Genomic DNA, 24,890 nt, shown 5'->3' with positions numbered 1-24,890 from the left:
ATCGCTGCGCTAGGCTGGCCATCAGTGGAGTACGACACCGATGACCCTTCACTTCACCAGCGATTCCCACTTTTGCGACATTCGCATTTTGAACCTGCAAAAGCGCCCATTTGCGTCACTTGCGGCCCATGATGACCAATTGGAGCAACGGTGGAACGAAACCGTTAAACCGGGCGACGATGTCTGGCATCTCGGGGATTTCGCGCGCGGCGAGCCGGAAAAAATTGCCGCGCTGCTCTCCCGCCTCCATGGCCACAAGCACCTCCTGATCGGCAATAACGATCCCGCCCACACGGCCCAGCTGCCCGGCTGGGTGGATGTGCAGCATTATACCGAGCTGGAGGTGGCGGGGCACAAGTTGGTGCTCTGCCATTATCCGTTCCGCTCCTGGAATGGCGACCGGCGCGGCAGCATCAATCTGCATGGCCACTCCCATGGCCGCCTGTCGCCCATGGCGCGGCAGATCGATGTGGGCGTGGATGTGTGGGACTTCCGGCCGGTGACGTTGGACCAATTGCTGGCCCATCCCCGCGGCATTCCGCGGCCATCGCCGGCGGCGGGCGGCCCTCCGCCGGAGCCCGCATGAGGGGATGGCGCGCATCCGGGGGCAGCGCTGACGCGCCAGTCGTGGCATAAGGCACAGCATCCCCTGCCGCGAAAGGTGAGCCATGAGCCGTCTTGACGATCTGCCCTACCGCCCCTGTGTCGGCCTTGCGGTGTTCCATGGCGAGGGCAAGGTGTTCCTGGGCCAGCGCCTGGGCGGGGCGGAGCATGTGGATGCGACCCATTCCTGGCAGATGCCGCAGGGCGGCATCGACAAGGGCGAGGCGCCCTATGCCGCCGCGCTGCGGGAGCTCTATGAGGAGACCTCCATGCGCTCGGTCACCTTGCTGGGCGAGATCGACGACTGGCTGACCTATGACCTGCCCGGGCGGGTGGCCGGCGAGGCCTGGCGGGGGCGTTATCGCGGCCAGACGCAGAAATGGTATGCGCTGCGCTTCACCGGCCAGGAGCGGGAGATCGAGATTCTCAAGCCCGGCGGCGGCGCCCACAAGGCCGAGTTCAGCGCCTGGCGCTGGGATACGCTGGATCGGGCGGTGGAACTGGTGATCCCGTTCAAGCGCCAGGTCTATGAGCGGGTGGCCAAGGAGTTTCGCCGGTTCGCCCAAGGGTGAGGCCGGTGGCGCGCCGGTGAAGGCCCAAGGCTAAAGTCGTTCGAAAATCTTGGACGTAACGCATCATTTTATTCGACTATTTCCTGATGCCGCCCCGTGCGAGGGTGCCGCCGGGTTTGAGACGGCGCCCTCTCGCGCCGCGCGATCTTCTGGAGGCCACCATGGCTAAGGTTCTGGTTCTTTACTATTCCACCTACGGCCACATCGAGACCATGGCGCAGGCGGTTGCCGAGGGCGCCCGCAGCGCCGGCGCCACCGTGGACATCAAGCGCGTGCCCGAGACCGTGCCGGAAGAGATCGCCAAGGGCGCCCATTTCAAGCTCGATCAGGCCGCTCCGGTGGCCACCGTGGCCGAGCTTGAGCACTATGATGCCATCATCGTCGGCACCGGCACCCGCTTCGGGCGCATGTCGTCGCAGATGGCGGCGTTCCTGGATCAGGCCGGCGGCCTGTGGGCCCGCGGCGCGCTGAATGGCAAGGTCGGCGCGGCGTTCGCCTCCACCGCCACCCAGCATGGCGGCCAGGAGACCACGCTGTTCTCCATCATCACCAATCTGCTGCACTTCGGCATGGTGATCGTGGGCCTGCCCTACAGCTACCAGGGCCAGATGAACATGAGCGAGATCGTGGGCGGCGCGCCTTATGGCGCCACCACCCTGGCCGGCGGCGACGGCTCGCGCCAGCCGTCCGAGATCGATCTGGCCGGCGCCCGCCACCAGGGTGAGTTGGTGGCCAAGACCGCCGCCAAGCTGTTCGGCTGATCGCCGCGGCGGCTCAGACCGCCGGAGACAGTCGCGCCGGCCGCCCACCCAGGCGGCCGGCTTTTTATTGGGTCCATGGGCTGAACTCCCGGACGAGCAACGGTCCCGACGCCGACGCCGGTGCCGGCACCGCGACGCGCGCCTTCCGGACCGTGGCTCAGCCGGCTTTGCCCGCCTTTTCGCCGTCCGCGGCGGCCTTGGCCACTTCCGCTTCATACAGTTTGCGGATCTCCACCACGTCCACCGTCGCCTGCGGCGGCTGCATGTCCATGTCGTCCATGGTGTTGGCGATGATCTGGGAGATCGCCAGATCGCGGAACCATTTGTGGTTCGAGGGGATCACATACCAGGGCGCATGGGGCGTGGAGCAATGGGAGATCATGTCGTCATAGGCGGCCATGTAATCGTCCCAATAGGCCCGCTCGGTATAATCGCTGGCGCTGATCTTCCACTGGCGGTCGGGATCATCCAGCCGCGCGGCGAAGCGCTTCAGCTGCTCTTCCTTCGAGATGTACAAGAAAAATTTGAGGATGGTCGTGCCTGCCAGCTGCAGGCCGCGCTCGAAATCATTGATGACATCATAGCGCTGCCGCCACACCGCCTCCGGCACCAATTTGTGCACCCGGGCCACCAGCACATCTTCATAGTGGGAGCGATTGAACACCGCCACGGTGCCCAGCGCCGGGGTATGGGGGTGCACCCGCCACAGGAAGTCGTGGGCCTTCTCCTCTTCCGAAGGCACCTTGAACGCGGCCACATGGCAGCCCTGGGGGCCGATGCCCTTCAGCACATGCCAGCACACCCCGTCCTTGCCCGCGGCATCAATGCCTTGCAGCACGATCAGCAGCGAGCGCTTCTTTTCCGCATACAGCTTCTCCTGGAACGTGCCCATGCGCTTGAGTTGGGCATCGATCTCCGGCTGCGCATCGGCACGCCCTGAGAAGGAGTTGTGGGCAGCGGGGTCCCGCTTGTCGAGGCGGAAGGCGGTGCCGGCGGGGGCAAGGCATAAGGTGCGATAATCCATGGCCTATTGTGCATGTTTCGCAGCGCATTTCGAGCCATCCGGCGAGCGTCGCGGGATCGACTCAACTGGCGCGTGCGGCGATGTGCGGAAAAATGCGGCACCGGCGGGTGTGAGCCGCCTGTCGCCAGCCACAGGCAAGCCTCGCGACCGAGTTTCCCCTGGTGGTGGGGACCATGAAGCTCGGGATGCAATCATGTCCAGTATTTCAGCCACGCAGAGTTCTACAACCTCGGCGTTATTTACGTCGAACAGCAACTCCAAGGTGTCAAAACTGGAAGCCGACAAGGCGAAGGCGGAAGCCGCCCTGGCCGAAGCCCAGAAGAACAATGACGCCCAGGAAGTCGCGGTCCAGGAGGCCTTGATCGAAAAGCTCACCCAGCAGATCGCGCAGGCGCAGCAGCAGTCCCAGCAGTCGCAGGGCACCGGCGGCGTCAGCTCGAGCAGCAAGACCAGCGAGACCTTCGCCACCTCCGAGACCTCGGACACGGCGGCCACCACCGGCACCACCGCCACATCGGGCACCGGCAGCACCACAAAGAGCGACGGGACCAATCCCTATGCGCCGGTGGTGAAGCTGGACCTTTCGGCCATTGCCGAGGCGGTGCAGGCCAAGGAAGCCAAGAAGGAAGCCGAGACCGAAGCCGCCGAGAAGGCCGCAGCCGAAAAGGCTGCGGCCGAAAAGACCGACCCCGCCACCTCCCAGGCGGCCACGACCTCGGAAGTCGTCTAGAGCGCTCCCGTGCGGAGCGGGGACCGGTTGGCATGACGAAAGCACGATCAAGCCGTTAGAGAGAGACATTCACCGGTTCGAAGAACAGGGTGATGCTCTCGACACCGGCGCCGACGTTCGGGTCCCGAATGATCGGCCTTCGCGCCGGATGCGCTGAGACGGGCCGTACCGCGCGCCCGTCTGAGCCCCGCTTCCGTCTCTCGGCAAAGAGGAAAGGGGTATTCCTCTTTGCGGTGAAACGCGCGTCGCCCCGGATCGGTGGCCCGTACCATCGAGTCCGGGGATCCGCCCTGCGCCGGGGCAAACCTGACCCCCACATCCAGAGGCAGCGGCGCCCGGCGGCACGTTTGCCGCTGGCGGGTCCGTGGCCTTTGGCGCCGGACCGCGTGCTCGAACCATGGCCAGGCTCCAGCTGTCACGGGCCTGTCACATCTCGCCCGCAAAGATCCCGCCCGCAGATCAGCGGCCACGGGACGCTCCCTATCAAACTGTGAGAGGCTGAGTCACCGATCATGGTGATCCATGACCGGATCAGGCTCTAGGGGCGTCGCATCTCAGCGGGTTTCCATGGAATATTTCCGGCGTTTCAAGTTCTTGTTCTCTGCCCCCGCGTTCGATGCGGACGATCTGGAGGGCATTCGCTTCAACCAGATCGTGGACGAGATCGAGCGCTCCGGCTTCGAGGTGGTGAAGGCGCGCAAGGTCGAGGACGCCGAGATCGCCGTGCAGACCGACGCCGCCATCGGCTGCATGATGGTGGACTGGGGCAAGAAGGGCCTGGAAGGCAAGACCGCCTCGCTCATCAATCTGATGCGCCGCCGCGGCCTGGATTTCCCCATCATCCTGCTGATCCGCCGTAAAAGGTTTGAAGACCTGCCGGTGGAGGTGCTGGACTTCATCGACGGCTATGTCTTCCTCTCCGAGGAGACCCCCGCCTTCATCGCCAAGAACCTCATCAGCCGCCTCAAGCAATATGCCGAGACGCTGAAGACGCCGTTCTTCGGCGCCCTGGTGGATTATGCGGAGGAGGGCAACCAGCTCTGGACCTGCCCCGGCCATAATGGCGGCGTGTTCTATTCCCGCAGCCCCATCGGCCGGGTATTCATGGAGCATCTGGGCGAGGCGGTGTTCCGCGACGATCTGGACAATTCCGTGCTCGATCTCGGCGATCTGCTGACCCATGAGGGCCCTGCGCTCCAGGCGCAGAAGGAAGCCGCCCAGATCTTCGGGGCGGAGAAGACCTATTTCGTGCTCAACGGCACCTCCACCTCCAACAAGGTGGCGCTGGCGGCGCTGGTGACCGACGGCGACCTGGTGCTGTTCGACCGCAACAACCACAAGGCCGCCCACCATGGCGCGCTGATGATCTCCGGCGGCGTCCCGGTCTATCTGCCCACCGAGCGCAACGCCCATGGGCTGATCGGCCCCATGCGCTGGGAGGCGTTCGACGAGACCGCGCTGCGCGAGCGCATCCGCACCCATCCTTTGGTGAAGGATCCGGACGCGTGGCAGAAGCCGCGCCCGTTCCGGGTGGCGGTGGTGGAGCAGTGCACCTATGACGGCACCATCCATAGCGCCGAGATGATCGTCGCCCGCATCGGCCACCTGTGCGACTACATCTTGTTCGACGAGGCCTGGGCCGGCTTCATGAAGTTCCATCCGCTCTATGCGGGGCGCTTCGCCATGGGGCTGAAGGATCTGGGGCCGGACGCGCCGGGCATCATCGCCACCCAGTCCACCCACAAGCAATTGGCCAGCTTCTCCCAGGCCTCGCAGATCCACATGAAGGATCGCCACATCCGCGGCCAGAAGCGCCGGGTGGAGCATCGCCGCTTCAACGAAAGCTTCATGCAGCACGCCTCCACCTCGCCGTTCTATCCCTTGTTCGCCTCGCTCGACGTGGGCGCGCAGATGATGAAGGGCCGTTCCGGCGAAGTGTTGTGGGACGATACCATTCGCCTGGGCATCGAACTGCGCAAGAAGATCCGCGCGGTGCGGCGCGAGTTCGAAGAAAAGGAAGTGCGGCCCGAGCGGCGCTGGTTCTTCGAGCCGTTCGTGCCCGACCGGGTGAAGATCCCCGACGTGCTGCGCGACGGCGGCGTCCATGACGTGGCGTGGGAAGCGGTGGGCACTGACCAGCTCGCCTCCGACCCCGCCTTCTGGCAACTGACCCCGGATGCGACCTGGCACGGCTTCTCGCGCATGGCGCCGGGTTTTGCCATGACCGACCCCAACAAGCTCACCTTGCTCACCCCCGGCTTCGACCGGGCCACGGGCGCCTATACGGAGCACGGCATTCCCGCGCCGGTGGTGGCGCAATATCTGCGCGAGAACCGCATCGTCGCGGAGAAGAACGACCTCAACTCACTGCTGTTCCTGCTCACCCCCGGCGTGGAGGCCTCCAAGGCCGGCACGCTGATCAGCGGGCTGGTGGCGTTCAAGAAGCTGCATGATGACAATGCGCTGCTGGAAGAGGCGATCCCGGAATTCTTCCGCCGCCGGCCGCAGCGCTATGCGGGCGTGCGGCTGCGGGATCTGTGCGGCGAGATGCACCGCTTCTTCCGCGACGCCAATGTGAGCGGGCTCCAGGCCATGCAGTTCTCGCCCGAGCATCTGCCGGAACCGGCCATGTCGCCCCATGATGCCGCCCGCGCCTTGGTGCGCAACGATGTGGACTTCCTGCCCATCGACGCCATCTCCGGGCGCATCGCCACCACGCCGTTCGTGGTCTATCCGCCCGGCATCGCCACCATCGTGCCCGGCGAGCGGCTGAGCGCGCGGGCGCAGCCGATGATCGACTATCTGAAGATGTTCGAAGCCTGCTTCAACACCTTCCCGGGCTTCGACGTGGAGATCCAGGGCGTATATCGTGAGGTGGATTCGTCGGGCCGGGTCCGACTTCACACCTATGTGGTCGCCGAATGAGCGCCACCCACGGAGCCGTAGAGCCGATGACGGACGACGATTTGCCGGTGCTGATCCGGCCGTCGCGGGATGGCGATGTGGAGGCGATGCTGGCGATCTATCGTCGCCACATCCGCCGGGGAGTGGAGGAGGGGGTCGAGGACACCGACACCCCGCAGCCGGACGACCTGCGCGACCGGCGCAAGAACCTGCGCAACCGGCGCTTTCCCCATCTGGTGGCGACCCGGGGCGGCGTGGTGGTGGGCTATGCTTATGTGGTGCTGTTCCGCAAGCGGCCGGCCTATCGCTATACGGTGAAGCATTCCATCTATGTGCATCACGACCATCTGGGCCGCAGCATCGGGCGGCTGTTGATGCAGGGGCTGATCGATGCCTGCGCGGCGGCAGGCTTCCGGCAGATGATCGGTTATATCGACGCCGACAATGCCGCCTCGCTGGCGCTGCATGACAAGTTCGGCTTTTCCCGCGTGGGGCTGCTGCCGGCGGTGGCCTATCGCTATGGCCGCTGGTCGGACAGCGTCATGGTCCAGCGCTCGCTGGGGCCGGGCCGCACCGAGCCGCCGCCGATCCTCACCACGGGTCGCTGATCTGGGCAAGCTGTTCTGGGCAAGCTGTTCTGGGGACGTGTTCCGGGACGCTGAGCCCGGTGCGCGGCCGCTGCGGCCTGCGCGTGCGGCAGGGGCCTGAGGCCCGCCCGCACGGTGCATCTCTCGTCACGCTTTGCGTCTTTCTTCCGTCTGTCCGCTCTTTCAGCGGTGCGCCACGGCGCGAGCGTCCCCCCGGCACGGTGCCGTGCGCTCAGCGCTGTGCCGCATCAGCGCTTGTCGGAACGCTTGGCGTCCTGGATCGCCGCGTCGTGATACCAGCCGCTGCCGAAGTCCACGGCGGGCGCCTGCGCCATATCGGCCATCAGCCTTGCGGCATCGTCATGGCTCGCAGTGGTCGCACGCCCGCGCAGCGGGAAGGCGTAGATCTTGGCGGTCCCCCGAGGGGAAGTCATAGTCATTGCTCAACTTTCCTTTCAAGCAGTGCGCAGCGATGCGCCACGCATGCAGCCTTCATAGCATGATTTGCCCGCCATTTACACAGTTTGCTCAAATTTAGATCAGCGTTTGACTGCATTATAGGCATGCGTGTTTTTGCTTCTTTGGATAGCGTTGTTTGCGAAGCACACGCGGGGTGCGGCAAAGTTCGCTGCGTTGCACCACGGCCCGGTCCGGTTAATGCGGACGGGTGCCGGCCCGCAGGCGCCCCTGCCGGGCGCGCGGCATTGGTGCGCCGCGCATGGGTTCCGGTTGAGGAACGCCGGGGTGGGCAGGAGGTTCCGGATGGGTCCGCCGGGTGCGGCGGCGCCGGATGATGCTGTGGGTCGCATCGTGTCGTGGGTTGTGTGGGGTGGATGTTGCCTGGTTTTGGTTGCGTCCGCTGTCGGTTGGCATGGTCCGTGCTTTCAGTCGGCTAGGCTTCTGGCGGCCGGGGGGCGCAACAGGAATTTCCGAACGCATCGCGTCATGAGCTTATGGGGAGCCTGCAATGGCAAAGTATAAACTCGAGTACATCTGGTTGGACGGGTATACCCCCGTGCCAAATCTGCGTGGAAAGACGCAGATTAAAGAGTATGACGAATTCCCGACCCTTGAGCAGCTTCCGCTGTGGGGTTTTGACGGCAGCTCCACCATGCAGGCGGAAGGCCGCAGCTCCGATTGCGTGCTGAAGCCCGTTCGCGTGTTCCCGGATGCGACCCGCACCAATGGCGTGCTGGTGATGTGCGAAGTGATGATGCCCGATGGCGTCACCCCGCATGCCAGCAACAAGCGCGCCACCATCCTGGATGACGAAGGCGCCTGGTTCGGCTTCGAGCAGGAATACTTCTTCTACAAGGACGGCCGTCCGCTCGGATTCCCCGAGGCCGGCTATCCCGCGCCCCAGGGCCCCTATTACACCGGCGTCGGCTACAGCAAGGTGGGCAGCATCGCCCGCCAGATCGTCGAGGAGCATCTCGATCTGTGCCTCGCCGCCGGCATCAACCACGAAGGCATCAATGCCGAAGTGGCCAAGGGCCAGTGGGAATTCCAGATCTTCGGCAAGGGCTCCAAGCGCGCCGCCGACGAAATGTGGATGGCCCGCTACCTGATGGAGCGGCTGACCGAGAAGTACGGCATCGACATCGAGTATCACTGCAAGCCGCTCGGCGACACCGACTGGAACGGCTCCGGGATGCACGCCAACTTCTCCACCACCTATCTGCGCGAGACCGGCGGCAAGGACTATTTCGAAAAGCTGATGGCAGCGTTCGAAACCGCCCGCGCCGACCACATCGCCGTCTATGGCCCGGACAACCATCTGCGCCTGACCGGCAAGCACGAGACCGCCTCGATCCACACCTTCAGCTATGGTGTGGCCGATCGTGGCGCCTCGATCCGCGTGCCGCATAGCTTCGTGAAGAACGACTACAAGGGCTATCTGGAAGACCGCCGCCCCAATTCCCAGGGCGACCCATACCAGATCGCCTCCCAGATCCTGAAGACCATTGCCTCGGTGCCCACCGAAGGCAGCGTGTCGGCTGCGGCCTGAGACGCGAACCGGTTCCCATCCGGGTCCGATCATCGAATGGCGCAGGCTCCCAAGCCTGCGCCATTCGCGTTTTCGCACATGCGTTGAGCGGCAACGCTCCGCCGGGCGACAGCCCGTTGCAGTCGGCTTTGCCGCCGGACCGCCGGACCACCGGACCGCCGCACCGGCTCCGAGGCTGCGGAGGCATCGCCCGCAGGCGCGACGCGCCCGCCCTGGCCGGGCGCTCAGTGTGCGCCGTCAGTCCTCACGCGCGTGCCCCGGCTTGCCCTTTCGCGGGGTAGCGGCCAGGGCCTTCAATTCCTTTTCGGTCATGGACTGCGCCATCTCCTTGGAGGCGCCCTTCAGGTCGCTCTCCTTCTGCTCGCCGCGCTTGGCCGACAAAGCGGCACCCGCGGCCATCTGCTGGGCCTTGGATTTTGCAGGCATAGGGGCTTCTCCCGCGTGATTGCCAATGAGGCAACGCGGAACCCGCCGGGTCGGTTCATTGTCGCTGCACCATCGACGCCGCTGGTCCGCCCGCCGGCGCGCCGGAACCATGTCCTTTGGTCGCAGCGCTCATGCGTGCGCCGCATTGCGTGCATCGGACAGGTCTGATAGCTACTTTATAGCAATTCTAAAAAGGTACTGTCATGATCCCCGGCTTCGCCGCGCGGCGGCAATTCTCTGACCTGACGGAGCAGGAAGTGCTCGCCTTGGCCATCTCGTCCGAGGAGGACGATGGCCGGATCTATGCGGATTACGCCGAGGCGGTGCGGGCAGAGTTTCCGGCCACGGCGCGGGTGTTCGAGGGCATGTCGGCGGAAGAGAACGCCCATCGCCGCCAGTTGATCGCCGAGCATGAGCGCCGGTTCGGCAATCATATTCCCCTGATCCGCCGCGAATACATCTCCGGCTACTATGCCCGCCGCCCGGTGTGGCTGGTGAAGAATTTGGGCATCGAGCGCATCCGCTCCGAAATCGCGCGCATGGAGCATGACAGCGCCAATTTCTATCTCGCCGCCGCCAAGCGCAGCAGCGATCCGGGCACCCGCAAATTGCTGGGCGATCTGGCGGAACAGGAGCGCCGCCACGAAGAAGTGGCCGAGGAACTGGAGGCGGTGAACCTGCCCCCCGACGCCAAGGCCGAAGAGGAGGGCAAGGCGCGGCGCCAGTTCATCCTCACCTGGGTGCAGCCGGGCCTCGCGGGGCTGATGGACGGCTCGGTGTCCACCCTGGCGCCGATCTTCGCCACCGCATTCGCGACCCAGAATTCCTACACCACCTTGCTGGTGGGGCTGGCCGCCGCCGTGGGCGCGGGCATCTCCATGGGCTTCACCGAGGCCGCCCATGACGACGGCGTCATCTCCGGACGCGGGTCACCGATCAAGCGCGGCTTTGCCTCGGGCGCGATGACGATGGTGGGCGGGCTAGGCCATGCATTGCCCTATCTGATCCCGCATTTCTGGACTGCCACCGCCATCGCCGGCGTGGTGGTGTTCGTGGAATTGTGGGCCATCGCCTGGATCCAGAACCGCTACATGGAAACGCCATTTCTGCGGGCTGTCACCCAGGTGGTGGTGGGCGGCGCCCTGGTGCTGGCCGCCGGCATCCTCATCGGCAGCGGCTGAGCGAGACGGCGCGCACAACCGGGCGTCCGTCGGCAACTGACGGCAGCCTCAGTCCAGCGGCGAGGCCTTGCCGCCGCGCTTGTTGTTGTACATGCGCAGATCGGCGCGCTTCACGGTGGTTTCCAGGCGCTCGCCCAGCTTGCTGGTGGCCATGCCCACCGAGATCTTCAGCAGGCTCTGGGAATAGAACTGGTTGTTCATTTCCACCAGCTTGAACAATTGCTCAACAACCAATTTGCCGGCTTCCGAATCCATCCCCGGCAGCAGCACGGCGAATTCGTCGCCGCCGATGCGCGCGGCATGGTTCGGCTTTTCCACCAGCGAGGTCAGCACCTCGCCCAGCCGCCGCAGCAGATCATCGCCGGCCGCATGGCCCAATTGGTCGTTGACCACCTTGAGGTCATCCAGGTCGACGATCAGGATGGTGACGGGCAGCGGGCCCTTGCGCTCCAGCCGGTTCATCTCGTCCACATAGAAGGAGCGATTGTACAGGCGGGTGAGCACGTCGTGCTTGCCGAGATATTCCAGATAGGCTTCCGCCTTCTTGCGGGCGGAGATGTCGATCAGCGCCACCTGCACCTGCGACCAAGTCCGCTCATGTCCCGGCAGCACCGAGAATTGCAGCATGAGATGCAGGGTGGTGCCGTCCAGGGCGAAGTTCACCACTTCCCGCTGCTGAAACAGCTTGCCGTCCCACAGGTCGATCAACTGCTCGCGGAAGTGCGGCAGCACCTCGTCGCGGAAGACGTCGCCGAGACGGCGCATCAGGGTCTGCTTGTCCGGGGCGGCGAACAGATGCAGCGTCTGGCGATTGACGTCGAGAACCCGGATCTCGCTCATGCATTGGGAGACGAATTCGGGATGCACGTCGGTGAACACCCGGAAATCCAGGATGCCCTGGTGCCGCACCGTATCGAGCAGGCGCTTCACCCCGGAGAAGTCCTCCACCCAGAGCGACACCGGAGAGTGCTCGAACAGACCCCGCGCATAGGCCTCGCTGAGCGCCAGCTGCCGGCGCATCTGCTGGCTTTCGGTGACATCTTCCAGCGAGACCAGGACGCGGCCCCAGCTCTCCTCATAGCCGGGCATGATGGCGCCGTGGAGCTGAACGTCCAGGCGCCGCCCGTTCAGGGTGTAGTTGCAGGTGTGGCTGGAGAAGGACTTGGCCCCGGACCACAGATGCACCAGTTCTTCCGCATGCACCGCCAGCATGTCGTCGCGGAACACCTTGTCCAGATTGGATGACAGTTCGGCAAAATCGCGGGCCTCGAACATCTCCAGCGTGCGGCGGTTGACCTTCACCAGGTCGATATGGGCGGAGCACACCTTCACCCGTCCCATGTCTTCCGCAAGGTAACCGCGCAGATCCCGCACCCCCGCCTGCCGCCAGGTCTCGAACAGGGCGCGCAGGCGGCTGTAGTCCTCGAGCCAGAGAGAGACCGGGGACAGATCGAAGATGGCTGCGTCATCAAGCATCGGAAGATCCGCAATGGAGGGCCGCTCGCCACGAGCGCAGAGGAGGTAGTGTCGTGCGCGTGCCGTCAACGCAGAGTGTTCGGCAGGGGGAGCGCGGAACCTGGGGAGCGATCCAGCACGTCCCGATGGCGCCAGACGGCGCCGGAACGATGACAATGAAAAGGCGGTTCGACGTTTCCTTTTGCGAAACTGGCAGGAAAAATCAACCGATCATTCGTGTGTCCCTTGCGCTGCATCACGGCGCGGCCAGCGCCGCAGATGCAAACTGAAACATATGAGCCCACCGGAGGCGTGTTGCAGGGCGTGTTCCTGCCCGCGGTGCCGTAGGGGAGGGGCAGGCATGGACGTCATGAGTCTCATCCGCCATGGGGCGCCTTTGGTGCCGCAAACCTGGCCCACGCCGGAGCCCGGCCCGGGGGAGGTGTTGATCCAGGTGGCCGCCTGCGGTGTCTGCCGCACCGATCTGCATGTGGTGGACGGGGAATTGCCGGACATGCCCCTGCCCATCGTGCCGGGCCACGAGGTGGTCGGCCGGGTGATCGCGCGCGGGGCCGGGGGCAGCCATCTGACGCTGGGAGAACGGGTGGGCGTGGGCTGGCTGGGACGCTCGTGCCAGGCCTGCCCCTATTGCCGCGCGGGCGCCGAGAACCTGTGCGATGCGCCGCAGTTCACCGGCTACACCCGGCCGGGCGGCTTTGCCACCCACATGCTGGCCGATGCCCGCTTTGCCTATGCGCTCGGCGAGGCGGGGGAGGATGCCCATGTGGCGCCGTTGCTGTGCGCCGGCCTGATCGGCTGGCGCGCGCTGGTGATGGCGGGGGAGGGCGCCCGCATCGGCCTCTATGGCTTCGGCGCGGCGGCGCACATCATCGCCCAGGTGGCGCGGTACCAGGGGCGGGAGGTCTATGCCTTCACCACGCCGGGCGACGTGACGGCGCAGGACTTCGCCCGCCACATGGGGGCAGTGTGGGCCGGCGGTTCCGATGAAACCACGCCCGAGCCGCTGGACGCGGCGATCCTCTTCGCGCCGGTGGGCGCCCTGGTGCCGGCGGCGCTGCGCGCGGTGCGCAAGGGCGGCCGGGTGGTGTGCGCCGGCATCCATATGAGCGATATTCCAAGCTTTCCCTATGCTTGGCTGTGGGAGGAGCGCAAGATCCTCTCGGTGGCCAACCTCACCCGCGCCGACGCGGCGGACTTCCTCGCTCTGGTGCCGAAGGTGGGCATCAAGACCGAAGTCACCCCCTATCCCCTGCGCGCGGCCAATGCGGCCCTGGACGATCTGCGCGCCGGGCGCCTCTCGGGCGCCGCGGTGCTGATCCCCTGAGGGGGCACCGCCGCGCCCGGCGTCAGCGTTGCAGCACATAAGTGCCGGGGGCAGGCTCCAGCGGGGCGTATCCCGCCGCCGGGGCACCCATCTGCGGCGGCGCCACGCGCTGCGGGGAGGAACGCGCCGCCAGCCAGGCGCTCCATTCCGGCCACCACGACCCCGCCTCGGCCTGCGCGCCCGCGACCCATTCGTCGGGGCTGATATAGGCATCGGAGGCGGCTTTCCGGCGGATGCGGAAATGGCGATGGGCATGGCCCGGCTCGCTGACGATGCCGGCATTGTGGCCGCCGGAGGTGAGCACGAAGGTCACCTCCGTATCGGCCAGGAAGTGCAGCTTGTAGACCGAGCGCCACGGCGCCACATGGTCGCGCTCGGTGCCCACGGCGAACATGGGCACCCGGATGTTGGGCAGAGCGGCGGGATGGCCGTCGACGATATATTGGCCGCTGGCGAAGGCGTTATCCAGGAACAGCTGGCGCAGATATTCGCTGTGCATGCGGTAGGGCATGCGGGTGGAATCGGCGTTCCAGGCCATCAGGTCGATCATCGGCGCGCGCCCGCCCATGAGATAGTCCTGCACCAGGCGCGACCACACCAGATCGTTGGAATGCAGCATCTGGAACGCCCCCGCCATCTGGTCGGCGGAGAGATAGCCCTGGTCCCACATCATGCTTTCCAGGAAATGCAGCTGGCTCTCGTCGATGAACAGCTGCAGTTCGCCCGGCTCGGTGAAGTCGGTCTGGGCGGCGAACAGGCTGACGCTGGCGAGGCGGTCATCGCGCACCCGCGCCATGGCGGCGGCGGCGATCGCCAACAGCGTGCCGCCCAGGCAATAGCCGGTGGCATGGACCTTGGCGCCCGGCACGATGGCGTTGATGGCGTCCAGCGCCGCCAGCACCCCGAGCTTGCGATAATCGTCCAGGCCCACATTGCGGTCTTCGGCGGTGACGTTGCGCCAGGAGATGCAGAACACCGTGTGCCCGCGCGCCACCAGATCCCGCACCAGCGAGTTATGGGGCGACAGGTCGAGGATGTAATATTTCATGATCCAGGCGGGGATCAGCAGCACCGGCTCGGCGAACACATCCGGCGTGGTGGGGCTGTATTGGATCAGTTCGATCAGATGGTTGCGATAGACCACCTGGCCGGGCGTCACCGCCACCTCCACTCCGGGGCGGAACGCCTCCGTGCCGATGGCGGGCTCGTTGGAGCCCATGGCCGCCATGTCTTCCAGCGCATTCTGGAAGCCGCGCATGAAATTGGCGCCCTTCTCCTCATGGGCGCGGGCCAGCACGTCGGGATTGGTCATGGGGAAGTTGGAGGGCGAGGACATGTCCAGCATCTGCCGGGCCACGAAGGCGGTCACGTCCTGAGCATGGCGCGAGGTGCCGGGCACCTCGTGGGTGGCGTTGTGCCACCATTGTTGCGCCATCAGGAAGCTCTGGGCATAGAGGCTGAACGGCCATTTCTGCCAGGCCGGGGTGGAAAAGCGCTCGTCGCCGGGCAGCGGCTCGATCACCGGCGGGGTCTTGGGATCGACGCTGGCGCGGGCCATGTAGCCGGCCAGACGGTTGGCCTTGCGCCAGGCCTTCAGCCCCAGTTCCGCCCGCTTGCCCGGCGCCGAGGCGAGATGGATGCCCCAGTCCGCACAGGCCAAAGCCATGGCCGCCGGCGACAGGCCGCCGGTCATGCGCGCCATCAGCGCCTCGGTCATGCGGTCATAGGCGCGGAACCCTTCCAGGCCCAGCGGCAGATCCTCCGGCGGCGGGGCGGGCAGGCGGGCCTGCGGGCGGGCGGGCTTGGGTTCGGTTTCGGGCGCGGGTGCGGCGACGAACGGGGCATTCATCTTGGGCGCTCCAGGGGCGGCGGGAGGTTCATGTGCTGGCAATGGACCGTCCCGCGGCAGGCTGCCTTGAGGCGCATCAACTGCGACGAACAAACGCTTTTACAGCCACTTATCGCGCCATTTCGCTGAGCCGGCTGAGCATCCCGCCGCTCCCGTCCTGCCGCTACATGCCGCCCTGTTCCTGGGCGATGGCAGTGGCGATCTCCACCAATTGCCGCGCGGCGCCATTGTCGGCGGAGGCGCTCCACACCGCAAAGAACGGCAGGTCGGGCAGGGCGACGCGGGTCTCCACCAAGGCCAGCCGGCCGGTGGCCAATTCGGAGGTGACGATGGCGGGAGGGATGACCGCAATGCCCAGCCCTTCGGTGGCCATGTGCACCACGGTGGAGAGGGAGGCGCTGGCGTGCAGCCGCACCGCCGGCAAATCATGGCGGGAGAACAGTGCCCGCACCGCCACATAGGGATGGGTGTTGCGGGAGAAGGTGATGATGGGAAAGGTCGCCAATTCCTCCAGCGGCACCGGCTGGCGCTTCCAGCGGATGGCGGGGCTGGCCACGAAGGCCACCGGATAGGAGCACAGCTCCCGGTTTTCCATGGTGGGCAAGGTGCTGGGGCCGAGCACGAAGGCCAGATCCAGCTCCTGCGAGGCCAGCCGGTCGCGCAGGTTCGGCGTGATGTCCACCTCGATCTCCAGCCCCAGATGGGGATGGACCGTGTTCACATGCTTCAGGAAGCGCGTCAGCCAAGTGTGGACGATGGTCTCGGCCACGCCGATGCGCATGACGCCGCGCAGGCTGCTGACATCGCTGAAGGCCTCCAGCATCTCGGCGCGCAGGGCCAGCAGCTTTTCCGCATAGGCCAGCAAGGTGCGCCCGCGCGGGGTGGGGGTGACGATCCGCCGTTCCCGCTCCAGCAGCCGGGTGCCCAATTCCGCCTCCAATTGGGCGATGCGCTGGGAGATGGCCGGCTGGGTGGTGTGAAGCTTGTTGGCGGCGGCGCGGAAGCTGCCCAGCTCCGCCACCCACAGGAACGTCTCCAAAGCCTTGAGATCAATCATCTTTTGCCTTTCGATAAATCCAGCTTATCAAAAGTCATGCGAAATTAAAATTCGACACGCAGATCAGGTGGTGATGACATAGGCATGCTTAACCTGTGAGCAGATCCATGACAGCCCATGCTTTCGCCATGTCTTCCGGTGGGACCCCTCTGGCCACGGGGCTTGATGTGCGCCTCGCCAGCCGCAGCGGCACGCTCACCGATTCCACCGCCGGCTTTGCGCCGGGCTATGTGCAGGCGAATCTGGCCATTCTGCCGGAGCGTTTGGCCGGGGATTTCCTGCGCTTCTGCCAGCGCAACCCCAAGCCGTGCCCGCTGATCGGCGTGTCGGAGGTGGGCGACCCCACGCTGGCGGCCATCGGCGCCGATCTCGACATCCGCACCGACGTGCCCGGCTACCGGGTGTTCCGCGATGGCGTTGTGATCGCCGAGACCACCGACATCCGCGACTATTGGCGCGACGATCTGGTGACCTTCGCCATCGGCTGCTCGCTCTCGTTCGAGGAAGCGCTGCTGGATGCGGACGTGCCGCTGCGGCACGTGGAAGCCGGGGTGAAGGTGCCCATGTTCCGCACCAACATCGCCTGCATCCCCGCCGGCCCGTTCGCCGGCCCCATGGTGGTGTCCATGCGCCCCATGACCCCCGCCCAGGCGATCCGCGCGGTGCAGATCACCTCGCGCTATCCCGCCGTCCACGGCGCGCCGGTGCATATCGGCCTGCCCGAGGCCATCGGCATCACCGACCTGTCGAAGCCCGACTATGGCGATGCGGTGGAAATCCGCCCCGGCGAACTGCCGGTGTTCTGGGCCTGCGGCGTCACTCCGCAATCGGTGATCGCTGCGGCCAAGATTGACTTTGCAATGGCCCACGCACCGGGGATGATGCTGGCCACCGACCTGAAGAATCACGCTCTCGCCACCGGCTGAAGCCGCGGAGCGCTTTCCGGTTCCGGGCGGTGCTGGTTTCCATCTCAGCTTTTCCAACACACTGATCTTCCAACATATCTCGCCCCGCGCTGAATGACGCCGCAGAGCGCCACCGGGGCCAACCACCAGAGGGACCACATCATGTCGTTCACGCTCAATCGCCGCGATCTTCTCGTCGGCACCGCCGCTTCGCTGGCGCTCGCCGCCGCCATGACCCCCGCCCGCGCCCAGACCAAGGAAGTGGTCATCGGCGCGCTCTATCCGCTGTCGGGCGCCAGCGCGCAGATCGGCGTCGATGCGCAGAAGGCGTTCGAGACCGCGGTCGCCATCATCAACGAACAGTCCGATCTCGACCTGCCGCTGGCGGCGACCGCCGGCCTGCCGAATCTCGGCGGCGCCAAGATCCGCATCGTGTATGCCGATCACCAGGGCGACCCGCAGAAGGGGCGCGCCGAAGCTGAGCGCCTGATCACCCAGGAGAAGGTGGCGGCCCTGGTGGGCTCCTACCAGAGCGCGGTGGCCGCCACCGTGAGCCAGTCGGCGGAGCGCTATGGCGTGCCGTTCCTCTCGGCCGACAATTCCTCGCCGACCCTGACCCGCCGTGGCCTGAAGTACTTCTTCCGCGCCGCCGCACATGACGAGATGTTCTCGGCGGCGATGTTCGATTTCCTCGATGCCCAGCGCAAGAAGGGCGAGAAGATCGAGACCATCGCGCTGTTCCACGAAGACACCATCTTCGGCACCGACAGCGCCAATGCCCAGCTGAAGCTGGCCGCTGAGCGCGGCTACAAGGTGGCCGCCGACATCAAGTATCGCGCCAACTCGCCCTCGCTCACCGCCGAAGTGCAGCAGCTGAAAGCCGCCGACGCCGACGTGCTGATGCCCTCCAGCTACACCACCGACGGCATCCTGCTGCTGAAGACCATGAACGAGCTGGGCTACAAGCCCAAGGCGATCCTGGCCCAGGCCGCCGGCTTCTCCGAGCAGGCGCTCTATGACGCGGTCGGCCCCCTGGCCGAGGGCGTCATCACCCGCGGCTCGTTCTCGCTGGATCTGGCCGCCAAGCGCCCCTCGGTGGGCAAGGTCAACGACGCCTTCAAGAAGCTGTCCGGCAAGGATCTCAACGACAATACCTCGCGCGAATTCATGGCGCTGCTGATCCTGGCCGATGCCATCAACCGCGCCAAGTCCACCGAGGGCGAAGCCATCCGCGCCGCGCTGGTGGCCACCGATATCCCGGGCGAGAAGACCATCATGCCGTGGTCCAAGGTGCAGTTCGACGCGACGGGGCAGAACCCCTATGCGGACCCGGTGCTGCTGCAGCGCATCGGCGGCAAGTTCGTCACCGTGGCGCCCGCCCAGGCGGCGGTGGCGCAGGCCATCTGGCCGATGAAGAAGAACTGAGCGTCGGCAGAACAGGAGCCGGCCCATGACTGCCGCAACCATCATCCAGAGCTTGGCCAGCGGCCTGCTCATGGGCCTGCTCTACGGCTTGATCGCCGTGGGCCTCGCCCTCATCTTCGGGCTCATGGACGTGACGAACTTCGCCCATGGCGAGTTCCTCATGTTCGCCATGTACGTGACGTTCTTCTGCTTCGCCTTCTTCGCCATCGACCCGATCCTGGCGGCGCCCATCGTGGCGGCGGTGCTGTTCGTGTTCGGGGCGGTGGTCTATCTCGGCATTGTCAGGTTCGCCATGCGGGCCAAGACCAATGTGGGCATGGTGCAGATCTTCGCCACCTTCGGCCTCGCCATCGTCATGCGCGGCCTGGCCCAGTTGTTCTTCACGCCCGACTACCGTTCGATCCCCACCACCTGGCTCGGTGGCAAGACGGTGGCCATCGCCGGCATCTATCTGCCGGCGCCGCAACTGGCGGGCGGGGCGGTGTCGATCCTGGCCTTCGCCGTACTGTACCTGCTGATCAAGAAGACCGACTTCGGCAAGGCTTTGGAAGCCACCCGTGAGGATGCCGGCGCCGTGGCGCTGGTGGGCATCGACAAGAACAAGGTGTTCGCTCTGGGCTGGGGCCTCGGCTCCGCCCTGGTGGGGCTGGCCGGCGCCATCATGGCCAGCTTCTTCTACATCTATCCCGATGTGGGCGCCTCGTTTGCGCTGATCGCCTACGTCACCGTGGCGCTGGGCGGCTTCGGCTCGGTGTTCGGCGCGTTCGCCGGGGGCATCGTGGTGGGGCTGGTGGAAGCCTGCACCGCCATGGTGCTGCCGCCGTCGATGAAATCCGTGGGCATCTACGCGGTTTATCTGCTGGTGGTGTTCTTCCGCCCCCGTGGCCTGTTCGGGTCGATCTGATGCCAACCCCTTCCTTCACCGCGCGTCGTACGCGGCAACTGGGCCTTGCCCTCATCATTCTGGTGATCGTCGCTTTGCTGCCGTTCGGCATCAAGGACGTCTACACCCAGAACATCCTCATCCTCACGCTGATGTATGCGGCGCTCTCGCAGAGCTGGAACATCCTCGGGGGCTATTGTGGCCAGCTGTCGCTGGGCCATGCGCTCTATTTCGGCATCGGGGCCTATACCTCGACGCTGCTCTACACCAAGTTCGGCATCCTGCCCTGGTTCGGCATGGCGCTGGGTGGGGTGATCGCCGCCGGCATCGCTCTCGCCATCGGCCATTCCTGCTTCCGCCTCGCCGGCCATTATTATGTGATCGCCACCATCGTGATCGCGGAAATCGGCCTGCTGCTGTTCCACAATTGGGACTGGGCGGGCGCGGCCACCGGCATCGAACTGCCCATCGGCAAGGACAGTTGGGCCACCTTCCAGTTCGCCCGCAACAAGCTGCCCTATTTCTACTTCGCGCTCGGCCTTGCGGCCGTCACCTGGCTGGTCACCTGGAAGATCGAGAATTCCAAGTGGGGCTATTGGTGGCGCGCGGTGAAGGACAATCCCGAGGCGGCGGAAAGCCTCGGGGTGATGGTGTTCAGCTCCAAGATGGCGGCGGCGGCCCTCTCGGCCTTCTTCACCGCCGTGGGTGGCAGCTTCTACGCCCAGTTCGTCGCTTATATCGATCCGGAATCGGTGATGACGTTCCAGTTCTCCCTGCTCATGGCCCTGCCGGCCGTGCTGGGCGGCATCGGCACCCTGTGGGGACCGGCGCTGGGGGCGGCCATCCTCATTCCCATGACCGAACTGACCCGCACCTTCATGGGCGGCTCGGGCAAGGGCATCGACCTCATCGTCTACGGCGTTCTCATCATGCTGATCGCGCTCGCCCGTCCCGATGGTCTCGTGGGCCTGTTCCACCGTCGCAAGAGGAGCGCCGCATGAGCCCCGCGCCTCTCCTCGATGTCCGCAACGTCTGGCAGCGCTTCGGCGGCCTGGTGGCAAACAGCGATGTCAGCCTTCAAGTGCAGGCCGGCGAAATCGTCGGTCTCATCGGCCCGAACGGGGCGGGCAAGTCCACCTTGTTCAACGTCATCGCCGGGGTGCGGCCGCCCACCGAAGGCTCGGTGTGGTTCAATGGCGAGGACGTGACCGGGCTGTCTGCCCCGGTGCGCTGCGCCCGCGGCATCGGCCGCACCTTCCAGGTGGTCAAGAGCTTCGACAGCATGAGCGTGGCCGACAATGTCATCGTCGGCGCCCTGGTGCGCACCTCCTCCACCCGCGAGGCCCGCCGCAAGGCGGAAGAGGTGCTGGACTTCGCCGGCCTCGGCCATCGCGCCGACGTCCCGGCCAGCGAACTCACCCCGCCGGAAAAGCGCCGGCTGGAGGTGGCTCGCGCGCTGGCCACCGACCCCAAGCTGCTGCTGCTGGACGAAGTGATGACCGGCCTCACGCCGTCGGAAGCCCGCACCGGCGTGGACCTGGTCCGCGCCGTGCGCGCCAAGGGGGTGGCGGTGCTGATGGTGGAGCATGTGATGGAGATCGTCATGCCGCTGGTGGACCGGGCCGTGGTGCTGAACCTCGGCGCCGTGCTGGCGCAGGGCATTCCTGCGGACGTGGTGCGCGACGAGCGCGTCATCGGCGCCTATCTGGGGGAGCGCCACCGTGCTTGAGGTTCAGGACATCACCGTCACCTATGCGGGCCTCATTGCGGTCGCCGGCATCTCCATCGACGTGAAGGCGGGCGAGATCGTCTGCGTCGCCGGCGCCAACGGGGCCGGCAAGTCCTCGCTGCTGAAAGCCATCGCCGGCATGGAGCGGGCGAAATCCGGCACCGTGCGCTTCGAGGGCGAGGATCTGGTGGGCGTCGCGCCGCACCTGATCACCGCGCGCGGCATCGCTTATGTGCCGGAGAACCGCCGGCTGTTTCCGCGCCTCTCGGTGCGGGACAATCTGCGGCTCGGCAGCTATCTGCACCGCTCCAAGGAGGATCGCGAGCAGCCCATGGAGCGTGTGTTCCAATTGTTCCCGCGCCTGGCGGAACGGCTGGAGCAACGGGCCAACACCCTGTCGGGCGGCGAGCAGCAGATGCTGGCCATCGGCCGGGCGCTGATGACCCGTCCGCGCCTGTTGATGCTGGACGAGCCCTCCCAGGGCATCATGCCCAAGCTGGTGGACGAGATTTTCGACGCCGTCACCGCCATCCGCGATGCCGGGACCACCATCCTGATCGTCGAGCAGCGGCTCACCGAGTGCCTGGAAATCTCCGACCGGGCCTATGTGCTCCAGACCGGGCGCGTGACCATGAGCGGGCCGGCGGATGAGATCCGCGCCAATCCGGACGTGCGCCGCGCCTATCTCGGGCTCTAGAAGATGATACGCCCCGGCGGTCCGCCGCCGGGGTATGTTGTTCCGCAGGACCAGCCCGGCATGCGCCGGCCCGTGATGCGAGAGTGTCCATGCCCACCATCGATCTGAATTCCGACCTCGCCGAAGGCTTCGGCATCTGGCATCTGACCGATGACGAGGCGCTCATGGGCGTCGTCACCTCGGCCAATATCGCCTGCGGCCTGCATGCGGGCGATCCCGAGATCATGGCCACTGCCTTCCGCATCGCCAAGGCCAAGGGCGTGGCGGTGGGCGCCCATCCGGGCTTCCCGGACCTGTGGGGCTTTGGCCGTCGGCGCATGCCGTTCACCCCCGGCGAGATCGAGCGGCTGGTGGCCTATCAGGTGGGCGCGGCGCAGGCGCTCGCCACCTATAGCGGCCACCGCATCACTTATGTGAAGACCCATGGGGCGCTGGGCAATATGGCCGAGCAGGAGAGCGACATTGCGCAGGCCGTGGCCCGCGCGGTCAAGGCGGTGGACCCCACCCTCGCCATCCTCGCCGGCCCGCTGGGCGAGCAGGCCCCCGCCACCCGCGATGCCGGCCTGCGGGCGGTGGCGGAGATCTTCGCCGATCGCGGCTATAGCGAGCAGGGCCGCCTGATCGCCCGCGGCCAGCCCGGCGCCATGATCCATGATCCCGATGTGGCGGCGGACCGCATGATCGCCATGGTTCAGGCCGGCGCCATCATCACCGCGAGCGGCACCCATCTGCCCACCGACATCGCCTCGATCTGCGTCCATGGCGACGGACCGCACGCGGTGGAGACCGCCCGCCACGTCCGCACGCGGCTGGAGCAGGCCGGGATCACCGTCGCATCCTTCGCCCCATGAGCGGGGCGGCGGAGAGGCCGACACCCCGCTTCCTCAATTCGGGGGAGACGGCGCTGGTGGTGGAATTCGGCGCCAATGTCGATCCGGAAACCAACGGCCGGGTGCTGGCGCTGGATGCGGCGCTCACCCTGCGGCAGGTGCCGGGCGTGCGCGAGAGCGTGCCCACCTATCGCTCGCTGATGATCCATTACGACCCGCTGATCATCAGCCGCGCCGAGCTGGTGGCGGCGGTGGAGGCCATCGAAGGCGATGCCGCGCTCACCGCGGCACCCGCCAGCCGCTGGACCCTGCCGTGCTGCTATGATCCCGAATATGGCGAGGACGTCGGCGAGATCGCGCGCATGACCGGCCTTTCCGAGCAGAAGGTGGTGAGCCTGCACGCCGGGGCGACGTTCCGGGTCTATATGTACGGCTTCGCGCCCGGCTTCTGCTATCTGGGCGGCCTGCCGCCGGAACTGGCGGTGTCGCGCCGCACCCGGCCGCGCCCGCCGCATCCGCCCAACACCACGCTGATCGGCGGGGGCTTGGCCATCGTCACCACCTTCTCCATGCCCACCGGCTGGTGGCTCATGGGCCGCACGCCGGAGCGCATGTTCTCCCCCCATCGCGACCCCGCCTTCCTGGTGGCCGTGGGCGACGAACTGCGGTTCGAGCCCGTGGACCGCGCCACTTTCCTGGCCTTGGACGCCCGCGCTGCCACCGGCGAAGTGGTGGCGCGCCGGGAGAGTGTGTCGTGAACGACGCTCTCTCTTCCGCTCCCGCCCAAGGCGCGCTGCGCATTCTCTCCGCCGGCCCCGGCGTCACCCTCCAGGATGCGGGGCGGCATGGCCTGTTGCGCTTCGGCGTCACCGGCGCCGGCCCCATGGATCCGCTCGCCTTCGCCTTGGCCAATCGCGTGGCCGAAGTCCCTGAAGGATCGGCGGCGCTGGAAATCTCCATGGGCGGGGTGGAACTGGAAGCGGTGGATGCGCCGGTCACCGTGGCGCTAGCCGGGGGCGCGTTCCGCATTGCCCTTGATGGCCAGCCGGTGCCCGCCGCCGCCCGCCTGACCCTTCAGCCCGGTGCCAAGCTTCAGGTGCGCCCCGGCAGCGTGGGCGCCTGGTGCTATCTGGCCCCGAGCGGGCGCATCGACATCGCCCCGACCCTGGGCTCGCTTTCCACCCATACCCGTTCCGGCATCGGCGGCCCGGCGGGGCGGGCGCTGGCGGCGGACGATGTGCTGCCGTTGGCCGGGCCAAAGGTTCTGCCTGGCGGCACCATGGAAATCCTGGCGCCGTTCCTGGCCCGCGGCGGGGATACCATCCGCGTGGTGCTGGGGCCGCAGGACGATTATTTCTCGCTCGCCGAGATCGCCGCGTTTCTCGCCGGCCCCTGGACCATCTCCGTGCGCAGCGATCGCATGGCCTCGTTTCTGGACGGCACGCCGCTGACCCATGCGGGCGGCTTCAACATCGTCTCCGACGGCATCGCCCATGGCGCGATCCAGGTGCCGGGAGAGGGCTATCCGGTGGTGCTGATGGCCGACCGCCAGCCCACCGGCGGCTATCCCAAGATCGCCACCATCATCGGCGCCGATCTGGGGCGCATGGCGCAACTGCGACCGGGCACGGTGATCCATTTTGCGGCGGTGAGCGTGGAGGAAGCGGTGGCGGCGCGCCGGGCGGAAGCCGCGGACCTCGCCACTGGCTGGTCCCTGGCGCCGCTGGTGCGCACGGACCTCTCGTCGGACTTCCTGTTGGGCTGCCGCCTGATAGACGGCTGGGTCAACGCCTTGGCCCCCTGACGTCAGGCCCGTTGCGGGAGCGGCAGAGGACGTCACCGGTGGTTCGAACCGGCGACATCCTCTGCGTGTCTTATCGTGTTCTGTTCCCGCGATCCGGTATCCCCGTCGCTCGCAA

Annotated in this window: 24 protein-coding genes; 18 read left to right on the top strand and 6 right to left on the bottom strand. The window is 66.4% G+C overall.

Features of this window, described 5'->3' with window-relative positions; all coding sequences use genetic code 11:
* The first annotated feature begins 40 nt into the window (after positions 1-40).
* From AAG816_RS06580 to wrbA, 3 genes are all read left to right on the top strand, one after another.
* Positions 41-586: a metallophosphoesterase family protein gene (locus tag AAG816_RS06580; protein WP_341988766.1), complete on the top strand. Its 546-nt coding sequence runs from the start codon at positions 41-43 to the stop codon at positions 584-586.
* 82 nt (positions 587-668) lie between these two features.
* Complete coding sequence (locus AAG816_RS06575; protein WP_341988765.1) at positions 669-1,175, top strand: RNA pyrophosphohydrolase; 507 nt, start codon at positions 669-671, stop codon at positions 1,173-1,175.
* Between the two features lie 161 nt (positions 1,176-1,336).
* Entirely contained in the window at positions 1,337-1,936 is a 600-nt protein-coding gene (wrbA, locus tag AAG816_RS06570; protein WP_341988764.1) for an NAD(P)H:quinone oxidoreductase, read from the top strand.
* A 157-nt stretch (positions 1,937-2,093) separates the two neighbouring features.
* On the opposite strand, the gene AAG816_RS06565 is transcribed toward wrbA, so the two are convergent.
* Positions 2,094-2,960, bottom strand: coding sequence for a polyphosphate kinase 2 family protein (locus tag AAG816_RS06565; RefSeq protein WP_341988763.1), 867 nt, complete (start codon positions 2,958-2,960; stop codon positions 2,094-2,096).
* A 193-nt stretch (positions 2,961-3,153) separates the two neighbouring features.
* Between AAG816_RS06565 and AAG816_RS06560 the strand changes: the two genes are divergently transcribed.
* The 3 genes from AAG816_RS06560 to AAG816_RS06550 all read left to right on the top strand — a co-directional run bounded on the left by AAG816_RS06560 (position 3,154) and on the right by AAG816_RS06550 (position 7,202).
* Entirely contained in the window at positions 3,154-3,690 is a 537-nt protein-coding gene (locus AAG816_RS06560) for a hypothetical protein (RefSeq protein ID WP_341988762.1), read from the top strand.
* Positions 3,691-4,257: 567 nt separating this feature from the next.
* The gene (locus tag AAG816_RS06555; RefSeq protein WP_341988761.1) at positions 4,258-6,615 is read left to right on the top strand and encodes an Orn/Lys/Arg decarboxylase N-terminal domain-containing protein; all 2,358 of its coding nucleotides are present in this window, start codon (positions 4,258-4,260) and stop codon (positions 6,613-6,615) included.
* A 26-nt stretch (positions 6,616-6,641) separates the two neighbouring features.
* Positions 6,642-7,202, top strand: a complete 561-nt coding sequence (locus tag AAG816_RS06550) for an N-acetyltransferase family protein (protein WP_341988760.1) — start codon at positions 6,642-6,644, stop codon at positions 7,200-7,202.
* A 227-nt stretch (positions 7,203-7,429) separates the two neighbouring features.
* Here AAG816_RS06550 and AAG816_RS06545 read toward each other — a convergent pair whose 3' ends face one another.
* Positions 7,430-7,621: a DUF2735 domain-containing protein gene (locus tag AAG816_RS06545; protein WP_341988759.1), complete on the bottom strand. Its 192-nt coding sequence runs from the start codon at positions 7,619-7,621 to the stop codon at positions 7,430-7,432.
* 527 nt (positions 7,622-8,148) lie between these two features.
* On the opposite strand from AAG816_RS06545, the gene AAG816_RS06540 reads away from it, so the two are divergent.
* Positions 8,149-9,189, top strand: coding sequence for a glutamine synthetase beta-grasp domain-containing protein (locus AAG816_RS06540; protein ID WP_341988758.1), 1,041 nt, complete (start codon positions 8,149-8,151; stop codon positions 9,187-9,189).
* A gap of 237 nt (positions 9,190-9,426) precedes the next feature.
* Here AAG816_RS06540 and AAG816_RS06535 read toward each other — a convergent pair whose 3' ends face one another.
* Positions 9,427-9,615, bottom strand: coding sequence for a DUF3008 family protein (locus tag AAG816_RS06535; RefSeq protein ID WP_341988757.1), 189 nt, complete (start codon positions 9,613-9,615; stop codon positions 9,427-9,429).
* Between the two features lie 203 nt (positions 9,616-9,818).
* Between AAG816_RS06535 and mbfA the strand changes: the two genes are divergently transcribed.
* Positions 9,819-10,796 (top strand): iron exporter MbfA, encoded by a 978-nt coding sequence (gene mbfA, locus AAG816_RS06530; protein WP_341988756.1) that lies wholly within the window; start codon positions 9,819-9,821, stop codon positions 10,794-10,796.
* A 48-nt stretch (positions 10,797-10,844) separates the two neighbouring features.
* Here the strand turns inward: mbfA and AAG816_RS06525 are convergent, their stop codons facing one another.
* Positions 10,845-12,272 carry a GGDEF domain-containing protein gene (locus AAG816_RS06525; protein WP_341988755.1) on the bottom strand — a complete coding sequence of 476 codons (1,428 nt, stop codon included), beginning with the start codon at positions 12,270-12,272 and terminating at the stop codon, positions 10,845-10,847.
* A 340-nt stretch (positions 12,273-12,612) separates the two neighbouring features.
* Between AAG816_RS06525 and AAG816_RS06520 the strand changes: the two genes are divergently transcribed.
* Entirely contained in the window at positions 12,613-13,596 is a 984-nt protein-coding gene (locus AAG816_RS06520; RefSeq protein WP_341988754.1) for a zinc-dependent alcohol dehydrogenase family protein, read from the top strand.
* 22 nt (positions 13,597-13,618) lie between these two features.
* On the opposite strand, the gene AAG816_RS06515 is transcribed toward AAG816_RS06520, so the two are convergent.
* Both AAG816_RS06515 and AAG816_RS06510 read right to left on the bottom strand, forming a co-directional pair.
* A complete protein-coding gene (locus AAG816_RS06515) occupies positions 13,619-15,313 on the bottom strand; it encodes an alpha/beta fold hydrolase (RefSeq protein ID WP_341988829.1) in 1,695 nt (564 codons plus the stop codon).
* Between the two features lie 295 nt (positions 15,314-15,608).
* The gene (locus AAG816_RS06510; RefSeq protein ID WP_341988753.1) at positions 15,609-16,502 is read right to left on the bottom strand and encodes a LysR family transcriptional regulator; all 894 of its coding nucleotides are present in this window, start codon (positions 16,500-16,502) and stop codon (positions 15,609-15,611) included.
* A gap of 128 nt (positions 16,503-16,630) precedes the next feature.
* On the opposite strand from AAG816_RS06510, the gene AAG816_RS06505 reads away from it, so the two are divergent.
* The 9 genes from AAG816_RS06505 (at position 16,631) to AAG816_RS06465 (ending at position 24,775) form a co-directional block, all read left to right on the top strand.
* Positions 16,631-17,428 (top strand): putative hydro-lyase, encoded by a 798-nt coding sequence (locus AAG816_RS06505; RefSeq protein ID WP_341988828.1) that lies wholly within the window; start codon positions 16,631-16,633, stop codon positions 17,426-17,428.
* 141 nt (positions 17,429-17,569) lie between these two features.
* Positions 17,570-18,832, top strand: coding sequence for an ABC transporter substrate-binding protein (locus AAG816_RS06500; RefSeq protein WP_341988752.1), 1,263 nt, complete (start codon positions 17,570-17,572; stop codon positions 18,830-18,832).
* A gap of 25 nt (positions 18,833-18,857) precedes the next feature.
* Positions 18,858-19,736, top strand: a complete 879-nt coding sequence (locus AAG816_RS06495; RefSeq protein WP_341988751.1) for a branched-chain amino acid ABC transporter permease — start codon at positions 18,858-18,860, stop codon at positions 19,734-19,736.
* A complete protein-coding gene (locus tag AAG816_RS06490) occupies positions 19,736-20,716 on the top strand; it encodes a branched-chain amino acid ABC transporter permease (protein ID WP_341988750.1) in 981 nt (326 codons plus the stop codon). The genes AAG816_RS06495 and AAG816_RS06490 overlap by 1 nt, the downstream gene beginning before the upstream one ends.
* On the top strand, positions 20,713-21,444 hold the full coding sequence (locus AAG816_RS06485; protein WP_341988748.1) for an ABC transporter ATP-binding protein: 732 nt from the start codon (positions 20,713-20,715) through the stop codon (positions 21,442-21,444). The genes AAG816_RS06490 and AAG816_RS06485 overlap by 4 nt, the downstream gene beginning before the upstream one ends.
* Entirely contained in the window at positions 21,437-22,141 is a 705-nt protein-coding gene (locus tag AAG816_RS06480) for an ABC transporter ATP-binding protein (protein ID WP_341988747.1), read from the top strand. The genes AAG816_RS06485 and AAG816_RS06480 overlap by 8 nt, the downstream gene beginning before the upstream one ends.
* A gap of 89 nt (positions 22,142-22,230) precedes the next feature.
* Positions 22,231-22,992, top strand: a complete 762-nt coding sequence (locus AAG816_RS06475) for a 5-oxoprolinase subunit PxpA (protein WP_341988746.1) — start codon at positions 22,231-22,233, stop codon at positions 22,990-22,992.
* On the top strand, positions 22,989-23,729 hold the full coding sequence (locus tag AAG816_RS06470) for an allophanate hydrolase subunit 1 (RefSeq protein ID WP_341988745.1): 741 nt from the start codon (positions 22,989-22,991) through the stop codon (positions 23,727-23,729). Before AAG816_RS06475 ends, AAG816_RS06470 begins: the two co-directional genes overlap by 4 nt.
* Positions 23,726-24,775, top strand: a complete 1,050-nt coding sequence (locus AAG816_RS06465; protein WP_341988744.1) for a biotin-dependent carboxyltransferase family protein — start codon at positions 23,726-23,728, stop codon at positions 24,773-24,775. Before AAG816_RS06470 ends, AAG816_RS06465 begins: the two co-directional genes overlap by 4 nt.
* Positions 24,776-24,890 lie beyond the last annotated feature (115 nt).

It is taken from the genome of Azorhizobium sp. AG788 (assembly GCF_943371865.1).
Classification (GTDB): Bacteria; Pseudomonadota; Alphaproteobacteria; order Rhizobiales; family Xanthobacteraceae; genus Azorhizobium.
The sequence above is the reverse complement of the archived record's forward strand: the minus strand, read 5'-3'. Positions and strand labels throughout refer to the sequence as shown.

Bases quoted from the DNA above. Each gene is read 5' to 3' on its own strand.
- AAG816_RS06580 (WP_341988766.1), top strand. From the start codon at position 41: ATGACCCTTCACTTCACCAGCGATTCCCACTTTTGCGACATTCGCATT.
- AAG816_RS06575 (WP_341988765.1), top strand. From the start codon at position 669: ATGAGCCGTCTTGACGATCTGCCCTACCGCCCCTGTGTCGGCCTTGCG.
- wrbA (WP_341988764.1), top strand. From the start codon at position 1,337: ATGGCTAAGGTTCTGGTTCTTTACTATTCCACCTACGGCCACATCGAG.
- AAG816_RS06565 (WP_341988763.1), bottom strand. From the start codon at position 2,960: ATGGATTATCGCACCTTATGCCTTGCCCCCGCCGGCACCGCCTTCCGC.
- AAG816_RS06560 (WP_341988762.1), top strand. From the start codon at position 3,154: ATGTCCAGTATTTCAGCCACGCAGAGTTCTACAACCTCGGCGTTATTT.
- AAG816_RS06555 (WP_341988761.1), top strand. From the start codon at position 4,258: ATGGAATATTTCCGGCGTTTCAAGTTCTTGTTCTCTGCCCCCGCGTTC.
- AAG816_RS06550 (WP_341988760.1), top strand. From the start codon at position 6,642: ATGACGGACGACGATTTGCCGGTGCTGATCCGGCCGTCGCGGGATGGC.
- AAG816_RS06545 (WP_341988759.1), bottom strand. From the start codon at position 7,621: ATGACTATGACTTCCCCTCGGGGGACCGCCAAGATCTACGCCTTCCCG.
- AAG816_RS06540 (WP_341988758.1), top strand. From the start codon at position 8,149: ATGGCAAAGTATAAACTCGAGTACATCTGGTTGGACGGGTATACCCCC.
- AAG816_RS06535 (WP_341988757.1), bottom strand. From the start codon at position 9,615: ATGCCTGCAAAATCCAAGGCCCAGCAGATGGCCGCGGGTGCCGCTTTG.
- mbfA (WP_341988756.1), top strand. From the start codon at position 9,819: ATGATCCCCGGCTTCGCCGCGCGGCGGCAATTCTCTGACCTGACGGAG.
- AAG816_RS06525 (WP_341988755.1), bottom strand. From the start codon at position 12,272: ATGCTTGATGACGCAGCCATCTTCGATCTGTCCCCGGTCTCTCTCTGG.
- AAG816_RS06520 (WP_341988754.1), top strand. From the start codon at position 12,613: ATGGACGTCATGAGTCTCATCCGCCATGGGGCGCCTTTGGTGCCGCAA.
- AAG816_RS06515 (WP_341988829.1), bottom strand. From the start codon at position 15,313: ATGACCGAGGCGCTGATGGCGCGCATGACCGGCGGCCTGTCGCCGGCG.
- AAG816_RS06510 (WP_341988753.1), bottom strand. From the start codon at position 16,502: ATGATTGATCTCAAGGCTTTGGAGACGTTCCTGTGGGTGGCGGAGCTG.
- AAG816_RS06505 (WP_341988828.1), top strand. From the start codon at position 16,631: ATGTCTTCCGGTGGGACCCCTCTGGCCACGGGGCTTGATGTGCGCCTC.
- AAG816_RS06500 (WP_341988752.1), top strand. From the start codon at position 17,570: ATGTCGTTCACGCTCAATCGCCGCGATCTTCTCGTCGGCACCGCCGCT.
- AAG816_RS06495 (WP_341988751.1), top strand. From the start codon at position 18,858: ATGACTGCCGCAACCATCATCCAGAGCTTGGCCAGCGGCCTGCTCATG.
- AAG816_RS06490 (WP_341988750.1), top strand. From the start codon at position 19,736: ATGCCAACCCCTTCCTTCACCGCGCGTCGTACGCGGCAACTGGGCCTT.
- AAG816_RS06485 (WP_341988748.1), top strand. From the start codon at position 20,713: ATGAGCCCCGCGCCTCTCCTCGATGTCCGCAACGTCTGGCAGCGCTTC.
- AAG816_RS06475 (WP_341988746.1), top strand. From the start codon at position 22,231: ATGCCCACCATCGATCTGAATTCCGACCTCGCCGAAGGCTTCGGCATC.
- AAG816_RS06470 (WP_341988745.1), top strand. From the start codon at position 22,989: ATGAGCGGGGCGGCGGAGAGGCCGACACCCCGCTTCCTCAATTCGGGG.